Raw genomic sequence first — 11,178 nt, forward strand, 5'->3', positions numbered from 1 at the left:
CCACCAGGCCCCGCCCCCCCGCCGCCCCCCAGCCGCCCCTGCGGCGCGGGCTGTCCCGCGCCGCCCGCCTGCCGTCGCCCCGGGGGGCCGTGGGGGCCTCCATCGTGCTGGGTGCGCGCCGGGGCGGGGTGCTGCTGCCACTGCTGACCCTGCCACTGATAACCCCGGCCCTGATTTTTGGAGCCGCCGCCATTGATGCCGCCGCCACCGGCCTGCCATGGAAACCTGATCTGGAACTGCTGGGCGCGTTTGTAGCCGCCGCCCTGCCACTCTGCCCGCTGGCGGCAGGAGCAGGCTTGCGCGCAGCCACCGAATAACCACGCTCCACGCAAACCGGATGCGGGCCGGGGCAGACGCAGCTTGAAGCTCGATCAGCCCCGCACAATAAAAAAGCGCGCCGTTCGTAAAAACGGCGCGCTTTGAGTTCAGTCTATTACCGCTACGAGAGCGATTTACTCAGATGTAGTGTTCGGCCAGCGGTGCAAAACCGTTAAACCGGGTCGAGCAGTAGGTGGAGACATACGCCCCTGTGCCCAGCAGATCGATCATCTCACCCGATTCGAGATCCAGCGGCAGGTCGTAACGGGTCTTTTCGTAAAGAATATCCGCCCCATCGCAGGTTGGCCCAGCCAGCGCCACGGGGCCGGACGGCGCGCCGTCACGCCCGGTACGAATAGCATAGCGGATGGATTCGTTTTCCGTTTCCGCCAGACCGCCAAACCGGCCGATATCCAGATACACCCAGCGTAGCCCGTCCTTGCGACCACGCGCACTGACCAGAACCACCTCGGTATGCACAACCCCAGCCTCACCCACGATAAAGCGGCCCGGCTCCACCAGCATTTCGGGCATGGCGTTGCCGAAATGCTCGGTCATGGCGCGGAAAATCGCATCCGCAAAATGGTCGATCTCGGGCACGTCTTCACGGTAGCGAATGGGGAAACCACCGCCCAGATTGATCATGCGCAGATCAAGCCCAGCCGCACTCAGGTCGGTGAACAGGCTTGCCACACGGGCAATCGCCACCTCATACGCCTCGGCCGAAAGCTGCTGGCTCCCCACATGAAAGGACAGCCCATACGGGTCCAGCCCCATGTCGCGAGCGGCCAGCATCAGGTCGCGAGCGGATTCCACCGTCGTGCCGAACTTGCGCGACAGCGGCCATTCGGCGGCATAGTTATCGACCAGCAGGCGGCAGTAAACGCGGCTGCCGGGCGCATGGCGGGCCAGCTTTTCCAGCTCTTCGCGGCAGTCGAAGACGAACATGCGTACGCCCGCCTCATACGCCGCGCGGATGGCGGAAACCTTTTTGACCGTATTGCCAAAGGAAATGGCAGACGGATCAGCCCCAGCCTGAAGGCACAGGGAGACTTCCTCCCACGAGGCGGCATCGAAGCAGGAACCAAGCCCGACCAGACGATCCAGAATCGGCGTGGCGGGGTTAGCCTTGACGGCATAATAAATGCGCGCCTGCGGCAGAGCGCGCCCAAGGGCGCGGTAACGAGATTCAACCTCGTCAACATCGACGACAAGGCAGGGCGTTGCCGGGTTGTTCTCGGCAATGAAACGGGTAATTTTGGGATTCATAGCTCCCACTCCCCCAGTTCATGCTTCTCCGGCATACACAGCGGAGAAGGAGTTGCGAAACGGTCTAACGGACCAGCGACCAAAGGCAGAACGCCCAGAAAAACAAGGACGGTCCCGATTGCCAGAACGCTTGACGTCGTTGCGTAACCTCAGAGGGCCAGTGGCACGTGCGTTGCTGCGTAGGGGTGCGCATATGCGGCCAAACCGCCACAAGTGCAAGTGAAAAAATCGGTTTATCCGAAAAAACATGACAACACACAGCCGTGACCGCTAAGGATCAAGGCTGTAATGCTGTTCTTGCGCCATAATTCATGGCCCCAAAGCAAAAGCCCGGCCCAATGCCCACAGGTACACCCCGCAGGGCGGCAGGGCGCAGAATGAAAGACACCTCCCCCACAATGCAGGCGTTCACGCGGCCCGATTCTTCGCAACTATCCTCCGCACCCTCTGCCCCGGCCGCAGAAACGACCCCCGTGCATCAGGCCCCCGATATGCCGCCCCCCGGCAAGGCCGCACCTGCCAAACCCAAACCGGACACGCCTCTGGCCCTGCGCTGGGCCGACTGGCGGCGTATCATCTCCCGTACGGCGCGCAGTCTGGTGGCGGGGCCTTCCACGCTGGTGGCCGCAGGCTGCGCGTTCTACAGCACGCTCTCGCTTTTTCCGGCTATCAGCGCGCTGATTTCCATCTACGGCCTGGCATTTGACGTACAGACCGTCACCCCACAGATGGACGCGCTGCGCCCCCTGCTGCCGCCCAGCGTTTTCATGCTGATCCAGAATCGAGTGCAGGTGCTGGTGGCCGAGCCCCATACCTCCCTGACACTCAACCTGATTATTTCGCTCACGGTAGCGCTCTGGTCGGCCTCTGCCGCTACGCGCTCCATCATCTCGGCGCTCAACATGGCGTATAATGCCCGTGAGCATCGGAATTTCTTTGTTTTTCAGGCCACAGCTTTCGCCCTGACACTTTTTTCCGTTCTGGGCGCGGTGCTGACCATTGCGCTGATGGTCGCCATTCCGCTGCTGCTGAACCTGTCACTGCGACTGCATATTCCCACCCCGCCGGGTTCAACCGATTTTCTGAGCAGCCTGAGCGGGCCACTGATCCTGTTCACCTTTGAAATTCTGGCCCTGTCCACCCTCTACCGCTACGGCCCGGACCGCCAGCGCCGCACGGGCTGGCGCTGGGTTATGCCCGGGGCTGTTCTGGCCAGCTTCGTGCTCATTCCCGCCTCGCAGCTCTTTTCCTATTACGTAGCGCATCTGGCCAGCTACAACACCACCTACGGGCCGCTTGGGGCGTTTATCGTCATCATGATGTGGTTTTTCGTTACCGCATGGGTGGTGCTCATGGGCGCTGAACTGAATGCGGAAATGGAAAGCTATGCCCGAGGCAACCCGAGGCTGATCGTCTGGCACAGCATGACCCCCGAAGGGCAGGACTGCGACAACAACGAGCCAGCGGCAGGCTCCTGACAGCAAGCCCTGAGCCCGGCCTTCCACACATCTTAAAGTAACAGCTTTAGATTGCCCGGTAGCGGCTTATCGCCGCGCCACGATCCTGCGGCCCGCATGGGTGTGGGTAATGACGCCATGCCTGATTTTTACGTGCGGCCCTGCAATGACATGGCTCGGAGAAATAATCAGATCATCCGCGCCTATCCCCAGATTTTCCGGGGCTTCGGCCACTTCGCGAGCACTCGCGGTTTCAACCCGCACATGCGCAACCCCTGAACCCAGCATGCCAATCTGTGCGGCGGCTGCGTGGGAGAGATCGATGATCCGGCCTTTTTTATAGGGGCCACGGTCATTGACCGTTACCACCACGGAGCGCCCGGTTTCTTCCGAGGTCACGCGCAGCTTGCTACCCAGCGGGGCTGTCGGGTGGGCGGCCGTGAGGCTCGCCCTGTCAAAAGGCGTTCCCGAAGACGTGCGCCGATGATGGAACCGCCCGCCATACCAGCTTGCCATGCCCGTCTGCACCGGACGGTGCTGAGCAGACCCTGCACCGCCCTGAGATGCCCCGCCAAAGTCGCTCAGGGCCGGATCTTCATGACTGCGCGCCTGCAAAGCGCGGGATACGGAATCGGCCCATGCGGTACCGCCTGCCTGTGGCGTGCTGGAATGCGTAGCACCAGAGTGTTCAGGCAATTCGCCAGCGTGGGCTGCCACGCTCCCCCCCCCTGCAACAAGGGCGGCAAGCACGGTCAACCATCCCGCTCGTCTCCGGTTTTGGACTGGCATCTGCCTGCTCCATTTCCGTGAATCTGGGCTTAACACCCCTGCACATGACCGCCTTGGGCCGCCGGAATCAACCTTTTTCTGCCTCCGCGCCTTTACAGGACGGCCAGACTGCCTGCCTGTCTGCCGCCTGTGCATGGCGAAAATATGGCCCTCTCCCTTCCTTTTACCGCTGCACCCGAGCCCCCCGAACACCCCGCCCTTTTGCCCCACTCCTGCACCGGCATGCTGTCTTCTCTTGGAGAGAGCCCGGCATCGTGCTAGGGCCCTGCTCTATTATGGAAAGACCTCTCATTGCTGTTCTGAACGGCCCGAACCTGAACATGCTCGGCCAGCGCGAACCCGAAATATACGGTCGGGCCACGCTGGACGACGTGGAACAGCTTTGCCTCCGTACAGCCGAAAAGCTGGGACTGGCGGTGGATTTCCGCCAGACCAATACCGAAGGCGAGCTGATTTCCTGGGTGCAGGAGTGCCGCAGGCGGGCGCGTGGTATCGTGATCAACCCGGCAGGGTACAGTCATACCTCCATCGCCCTGCTTGATGCGCTACTGGCCACGGACCTGCCGGTAATTGAGGTTCATATCTCCAATATCCACCGCCGCGAGCAATTCCGCCACCACTCCTATGTCTCCCGCGCCGCCACCGGCGTTATCTGCGGGCTAGGCGTAGGGGGGTATTCTCTGGCATTGCAAGCAATGACCGATCTTATTGCAAATGAGGACAACCGATGAGCGGACTGCTCGTGGACGCGGATGCCATCCGGGCTCTGGCTGAAATTCTGGCTGAAACCGGCCTGACCGAAATCGAGATAGCGGAAAAAGACAACCGCATTCGCGTGGCGCGTATGCCCGCCCCCGTGCAGGCTGTGGCTGCTGCCGCTCCTGCCGTGGCGCAGGCTCCCGCCCCCGTTGCGGCCCCTGCGGCAGCACCGGCTGCGGCTGATCTCTCGCGCCACCCCGGTGCGGTATCCAGCCCCATGGTGGGCGTGGCCTATCTGACGCCCGACCCGTCCTCGCCCCCGTTTGTAACGGAAGGCCAGACCGTAAGCGCGGGCCAGACCCTGCTGCTGATCGAGGCCATGAAAACCTTCAACCAGATCAAGGCTCCCAAAAGCGGCACGCTCAAGGCCCTTCTTGTCGCCTCGGGTGATCCGGTGGAATTCGGCCAGCCGCTTGCCATTATCGAGTGATGTTTTCCAAGATCCTCATCGCCAATCGCGGCGAAATCGCCCTTCGCATCCTGCGCGCCTGCCGGGAGCTTGGCATTAAGACCGTGGCTGTCCACTCCACTGCCGATGCCGACGCCATGCATGTGCGTCTGGCGGATGAGGCTGTGTGCATTGGGCCGGCTGCATCGCGCGAGTCGTACCTGAACGTGGCGGCCATTCTTTCGGCCGCGACCATCACCGGGGCGGAAGCCATTCACCCCGGCTATGGCTTCTTGTCCGAAAATGCGGATTTTGCCGAAACCGTGGAAGCCCACGGTCTGGCCTTTATCGGCCCCACGGCAGAACACATTCGCATGATGGGCGACAAGATCACGGCCAAAACCACCATGCTCGCACTGGGCGTGCCGCTCGTACCCGGCTCGGATGGGGAACTGACCGACCTGGACGAAGCCCGGCGCGTGGCCGAACAGGTTGGCTATCCTGTGCTGATCAAGGCAGCAGCAGGCGGCGGCGGGCGCGGCATGAAGGTCGCACACTCGGCTGATGAACTGGCCGATGCGTGGAACATGGCCCGCACAGAGGCCCGTGCTGCCTTTGGCAATGACGCGGTTTACCTTGAAAAATACATGGACCGCCCGCGCCATATCGAGTTGCAGATTCTGGGCGATAACTACGGCAACGTCGTGCATTTTGGTGAACGCGACTGCTCCTTGCAGCGCCGCCACCAGAAGCTGCTTGAAGAGGCAGGTTCCCCCGCCCTCAGCACCGAAGAGCGCGACACGATTGGCCGCACGGCCACCGAAGCACTCTCGCGCATGGGCTACCGCAACGCGGGCACGCTCGAGTTCCTGTATCAGGATGGGCAGTTCTGCTTCATTGAAATGAACACCCGCCTTCAGGTCGAGCACCCGGTTACGGAAATGGTGTGCGACGTGGATCTGGTGCGTGAGCAGATCCGTCTGGCTGCGGGCGAAAAGCTTGGCTACACGCAGGAGGATGTCACCTTCTCCGGCCATGCGATCGAATGCCGCATCAATGCCGAAGACCCGGACACCTTCACCCCCTGCCCCGGCACGGTTGCGGTTTATCACCCGCCGGGCGGTCTGGGCGTGCGCGTGGATAGCGCCCTTTACACCGGCTACCGGGTGCCGCCGTTCTATGACAGCATGATCGCCAAGCTGATCGTGCATGCCCCCACCCGCGCACAGGCCATTGCCCGCATGCAGCGTGCACTGGACGAGTTCGTGGTTGAAGGCATCAAGACCGTCATACCGCTGCACCGGCGCATTCTTGAGGATGCCGAATTCCAGAAGGGTGAATACACCATTCACTGGCTGGAGCAGTTCACGGCCCGCTCACAGTAAAACCAACCCCTTTACCGGGGGCTGATACAAGACCAGACGCAACAAGGGCGGCTCTTTTACAGGAGCCGCCCTTGTTATTTTACAAACGTATAAACCGCTCAGGATACGGCGTGGGGCACCTCTGCCACCGTCGAACCCTCGGGTTCATTCTCATCCTCCGATATGGCGATACGCCGCCCGTTCGCTGCTGTAGGCCGGAATTCGCCTTCGCGGAGCGCGTTCTCGATATCCTCGAGCGAGGCCCCTGACGTTTCGGGCACGCAGAACCAGACAAACACCACCGAGGCCAGATTGACCGCGGCATACAGCCACATGGTACCCCCCAGCGAAATATGCTGAACCAGCGAAAGTGCTGTGGCCGTTACCAGCAGGTCAGCCCCCCACAGCACGGAGGCATGCACGCTCGACGCCGCCGCACGCATGGGCAGGGGGAACATTTCAGCCCCCAGCAGCCAGCCCACAACCTGAATACCGCCAGAGTTGAACATCATGAACAGGAGCAGGAACACGATAACCAGCCAGCTCCCCGTGCTGCCCGGCGCAGGATGCAGGGCAAACACGATACCCAGCCCCAGCAGGCTCAGCACCGAGCCCGGCCCCATGATCAGCATCAGCCTGCGGCGGCCGATCCTGTCCACAAACAGGCAGCCCAGCAGGGTCATGATCAGATAGACAGCCGCCACGCCAAGGCTGGTCAGCAGAGCGCTGGACCCGCCAAACCCGGCCCCGGAGAGAAATGTGGGGGTGTAGTAGATCATCATCTCCAGACCACCGGCCTGCGTAAAGAACGCAGTGCCGAGTGCCGCGATCAGTGCCGGGCGCACCCAGGGCAGCATAAGGCCACGCCAACCCCGCTCCTGATCTTCCATACCGGAAACGCTGTCATGGATTTCGGTAATTTCGCGCCGAATCAGCTTGCGGGAGGAGCGCACCCGCCCAAGCTGTTCAAGTGCGGGCACCAGCCCCTCGTTTTCAGCCACCCAGCGCGGGCTGCGCGGCATGAAGAACATGCACACGAACACAAAAGCCGCCGGGCCAGCCGCAACGGCAATCATGGGCCGCCAGCCCCAGCTATCACGCATGGAAAAGCCGATGAGGTTGGCCAGAAAAATCCCGACCCCAATCGCGACATTAAAGACCGTGACCAGATTACCCCGCTGGCTGGCGGGAGCGAGTTCGGAAATATAGGTGGGCACCACCTGCGTGGAGCCCCCCACCGCCAGCCCCAGATAGATACGCGCCACAATCAGCGTTGCCACATCCGGTGCCTGTGAGCAGGCAATGGCCCCCGTGGTGAACACTGCGGTCACAATCATGACAGCACTACGCCGCCCGAACCGCTCGGAAAACCACGAAATGCCCACCGCACCCAGTACCGCGCCCACCAGGATGGCTGAGGTAATCAGTTCTTCCTGAACAGAAGAAAGATGAAAGTCTTTCTCCATGATAAGTAACGAACCGGAAATTATGCCGGTATCATAGCCGTAAAGTCCACCACATATGGCAGACACAAAGACAGCAAACCACAATACACGTCCTGCATTGGGCGATATTTCAAGGCTCTTCAGAGCGTTAAGAGCTGATTTTCTTTCGTTTACCATGACAAAAGCATGACATAAACAAAAATCATTTCACATCTATAAATTTTTTCTCTATTGTGATGTTTGTATCCGTGCGCGCGTAGCCCGTTTTCAGGCCCTGTACAGGCAGCCCGGATTCTCCATTCTATCCGAATTTTTCTTGACAGTTACCGGACCTTGGTTATCTGCTTGGCCCCACCAAGGGGGGTTCCGGCAAGGAACTGAGAGGCCACTTCACGCTATCCGCAAGGAGGCACCGTGGCGACCCTGCCATCCGGGCATGAGGCTCGGATGGGGAACCTGATCCGGCTCATACCGGCGGAGGGACTGGTGCCTGACAAGAACAGCCTGCATGGCTGCACGCGCGCGTAAACCCTTTCGGGTTGTCTGGTCTGGCCTGTCCTCCTCGGCTGAGGAGAAATGTAATGTCTTCTACCCTGTCAGCGCCTGACGCGCCGCATGAAAACGCCCCGGGCGGACATGCGGGCGGCAACCCCAAACCGGCCAACACCACGGCACCGGCTCCGGGCCATGTCACCACCGGGCCTATTCGTGGTTCGGCCAAGGTCTATAGCAGCCCGGCAGGACGGCCCGATATTCTCGTGCCTTTCCGTGACATCATGCTCAGCCCGGATGCGAACGAACCGCCCCTGCGTGTTTATGATACGTCCGGCCCCTATACTGACCCTGCCGCGCGCATAGACGTTAACAGCGGCCTGCCCCGCATCCGCTCGGCATGGCTGGCACTGCGCGGCTATGAGCAGACCACGCCGCGCAGTGTCCGCCCCGAGGATAACGGCAATGCCGAGGGCGCGCATCTTGTTGCCCCCTGCCCTGCCCCCCACACGGTGCTGAAGGGCAAGCCCGGGCAAAAGGTGACACAGTATGAATTCGCCAAGGCCGGGATCATTACCGAAGAAATGATCTATGTGGCGCACCGCGAAAACCTGAGCCGCGAACAGGCCGCCCCGGATGCGGCAATACGCCGGGCCGATGGCGAATCCTTTGGTGCTGCCCTGCCCGACTTTGTCACCCCCGAATTTGTGCGCGACGAAATCGCACGCGGCCGGGCCATCATTCCCGCCAATATCAACCACCCCGAACTTGAGCCGGTCATTATCGGGCGGAATTTTCTGGTCAAGGTGAACGCCAATATCGGCAACTCCGCCGTGACCTCCTCCGCTGCCGAAGAAGTGGAAAAGCTGGTCTGGTCCATTCGCTGGGGTGCGGATACGGTCATGGATCTGTCCACGGGCCGGAACATCCACAATATCCGTGACTGGATTCTGCGTAACGCTCCCACGCCCATCGGCACCGTGCCGCTGTATCAGGCGCTGGAAAAGGTTGGTGGCGACGTTCAGAAACTCGATTGGCCGGTTTTCCGTGACACGCTGATCGAACAGGCCGAACAGGGAGTGGACTACTTTACCATCCATGCCGGTGTACGCCTGCACCATGTGCCGCTGACCGCCGAGCGGGTAACGGGCATTGTCTCACGCGGCGGCTCCATCATGGCGAGCTGGTGCCTCAACGGCCACCGCGAGAGCTTCCTGTACGAACATTTCGAGGAAATCTGCGACATCATGCGCGCCTATGATGTCTCGTTCTCGCTGGGTGATGGCCTGCGCCCCGGCTGCGCCGCTGACGCCAATGACGCCGCCCAGTTTGCTGAACTGGAAACGCTGGGCGAACTGGCCAAGATCGCTTGGTCCAAGGGCTGTCAGGTCATGATCGAAGGGCCGGGCCATGTGCCCATGCACAAGATCAAGGAAAACATGGACAAGCAACTGCGCGAATGTGACGAAGCGCCGTTCTATACGCTTGGGCCATTAACGACCGATATCGCTCCGGGTTATGACCACATCACCTCGGCCATTGGAGCAGCCATGATCGGCTGGTTCGGCACCTCCATGCTGTGCTACGTAACACCCAAGGAGCATCTGGGCCTACCAGACCGCAACGATGTGAAAACAGGCGTTATCACCTACAAGATTGCGGCTCATGCCGCTGATCTGGCCAAGGGGCACCCTGCGGCCCGCAGGCGTGATGACGCCCTGAGCCGCGCACGCTTCACCTTCCGGTGGGAGGATCAGTTCAACCTCTCGCTCGACCCGGATACGGCCTGCGCCTATCACGATGAAACCATGCCGCGCACGGCCCACAAGACTGCGCATTTCTGCTCCATGTGCGGGCCGAAATTCTGCTCCATGCGGATCAGCCAGGACCTGCGCGAAGATGCCATCCGCCTCGCTGGCATGGAACAGAAAAACGAGGAGTTCCGTCAGGCTGGCGGCCGCGTTTACGTACCCGCGGCAGAATAACGCCATACAAGGCCCACCCCCACTTGCGGGGTGGGCCTTTTCTTTTACGACCTTGAAAAACACCAGAGCTCAATATTTGAAATTATTTATCCGCCAACCAACGCGGACGAATACTGTCCAATCGTAGAACGAGTGGGAAAATGTATTTCCAAAAAGCCTCTTTCCAGACACCCAATCAATCTGAATAATTCAGATCGCGATATGTGTGCGCACTTCGTCCGCCACGAGGCTGCGGGCCTCCCCTGACAGCACGACCTTGCCCCGATCCATGACCGTAACCTGATCGGCCAGCGCAAAAGCAAAATCGAAATACTGTTCTACCAGAACAATAGCCATGTCGCCCCGGTCGCGTAGCATACCGATAATGGTGCCAATATCCTTGATGATGCTGGGCTGAATCCCTTCTGTCGGTTCATCCAGCACCAGCAGGCGCGGGCGGATAACCAGCGCGCGTGCAATGGCAAGCTGCTGCTGTTGCCCGCCGGAGAGATCGCCCCCCTTACGGTCAAGCATTTTGGCCAGAACAGGAAAAAGGTCGAAAATCTCATCAGGCACCCGGCGCTGCCTGCGCGGCAAAAGACCGAAGCCTGTTGCAAGGTTTTCGCGCACACTCAGCAGCGGAAAAATATCGCGCCCCTGCGGTACCGTGGCAATGCCCCGTCTAGCGCGCTCATAGGCTGGCAGGCGGGTTATGTCCTCTCCTTCCCACTCAATGCGTCCGGCACTGAGCGCGTGCATGCCGGTAATGCCACGCAGCAGACTGGTTTTACCCACACCGTTGCGCCCCAGCACGCAGCTCACCTGCCCCACCTGCGCGGTCAGGGAAACACCGCGCAGGGCTATGGCGGCTCCGTAATGCAGATGCACGTCCTCAACCCTGAGCATGCGGGCTATCTCCTTTCCTTGCGTCCA

General features: G+C 60.9%; 10 protein-coding genes. 6 read left to right on the forward strand and 4 right to left on the reverse strand.

Going from position 1 to position 11,178, the window contains the following annotated elements; genetic code table 11:
- The coding region (locus ABF757_RS05075) for a heme exporter protein CcmB (RefSeq protein ID WP_415481201.1) at positions 1 to 317 on the forward strand (317 nt) is incomplete at its 5' end.
- 139 nt (positions 318 to 456) lie between these two features.
- Here the strand turns inward: ABF757_RS05075 and ABF757_RS05080 are convergent.
- On the reverse strand, positions 457 to 1,587 hold the full coding sequence (locus ABF757_RS05080; protein WP_415481202.1) for a type III PLP-dependent enzyme: 1,131 nt from the start codon (positions 1,585 to 1,587) through the stop codon (positions 457 to 459).
- Between the two features lie 377 nt (positions 1,588 to 1,964).
- On the opposite strand from ABF757_RS05080, the gene ABF757_RS05085 reads away from it, so the two are divergent.
- Positions 1,965 to 3,065, forward strand: coding sequence for a YihY/virulence factor BrkB family protein (locus ABF757_RS05085; protein ID WP_415481203.1), 1,101 nt, complete (start codon positions 1,965 to 1,967; stop codon positions 3,063 to 3,065).
- Positions 3,066 to 3,131: 66 nt separating this feature from the next.
- Here ABF757_RS05085 and ABF757_RS05090 read toward each other — a convergent pair whose 3' ends face one another.
- The gene (locus ABF757_RS05090) at positions 3,132 to 3,833 is read right to left on the reverse strand and encodes a septal ring lytic transglycosylase RlpA family protein (protein ID WP_415481204.1); all 702 of its coding nucleotides are present in this window, start codon (positions 3,831 to 3,833) and stop codon (positions 3,132 to 3,134) included.
- Between the two features lie 275 nt (positions 3,834 to 4,108).
- Here ABF757_RS05090 and aroQ point away from each other — a divergent pair, with 275 nt between their 5' ends.
- Genes aroQ through accC form a run of 3 tightly spaced genes read left to right on the forward strand, consistent with a single transcriptional unit; the run spans position 4,109 to position 6,365 of the window.
- The gene (aroQ, locus tag ABF757_RS05095; RefSeq protein WP_035370571.1) at positions 4,109 to 4,564 is read left to right on the forward strand and encodes a type II 3-dehydroquinate dehydratase; all 456 of its coding nucleotides are present in this window, start codon (positions 4,109 to 4,111) and stop codon (positions 4,562 to 4,564) included.
- Positions 4,561 to 5,022 (forward strand): acetyl-CoA carboxylase biotin carboxyl carrier protein, encoded by a 462-nt coding sequence (accB, locus tag ABF757_RS05100; protein WP_025860408.1) that lies wholly within the window; start codon positions 4,561 to 4,563, stop codon positions 5,020 to 5,022. Before aroQ ends, accB begins: the two co-directional genes overlap by 4 nt.
- Positions 5,022 to 6,365: an acetyl-CoA carboxylase biotin carboxylase subunit gene (gene accC, locus ABF757_RS05105; RefSeq protein WP_415481239.1), complete on the forward strand. Its 1,344-nt coding sequence runs from the start codon at positions 5,022 to 5,024 to the stop codon at positions 6,363 to 6,365. Before accB ends, accC begins: the two co-directional genes overlap by 1 nt.
- Before the next feature lie 98 nt (positions 6,366 to 6,463).
- Here accC and ABF757_RS05110 read toward each other — a convergent pair whose 3' ends face one another.
- Complete coding sequence (locus tag ABF757_RS05110) at positions 6,464 to 7,966, reverse strand: sugar porter family MFS transporter (protein ID WP_415481206.1); 1,503 nt, start codon at positions 7,964 to 7,966, stop codon at positions 6,464 to 6,466.
- A gap of 404 nt (positions 7,967 to 8,370) precedes the next feature.
- Between ABF757_RS05110 and thiC the strand changes: the two genes are divergently transcribed.
- Entirely contained in the window at positions 8,371 to 10,266 is a 1,896-nt protein-coding gene (thiC, locus tag ABF757_RS05115) for a phosphomethylpyrimidine synthase ThiC (protein ID WP_415481207.1), read from the forward strand.
- Between the two features lie 189 nt (positions 10,267 to 10,455).
- On the opposite strand, the gene urtE is transcribed toward thiC, so the two are convergent.
- Positions 10,456 to 11,151 (reverse strand): urea ABC transporter ATP-binding subunit UrtE, encoded by a 696-nt coding sequence (gene urtE / locus ABF757_RS05120; RefSeq protein WP_415481208.1) that lies wholly within the window; start codon positions 11,149 to 11,151, stop codon positions 10,456 to 10,458.
- Positions 11,152 to 11,178: the final 27 nt, after the last annotated feature.

It is taken from the genome of Acetobacter papayae (genome assembly GCF_047721125.1).
GTDB lineage: Bacteria > Pseudomonadota > Alphaproteobacteria > Acetobacterales > Acetobacteraceae > Acetobacter > Acetobacter papayae.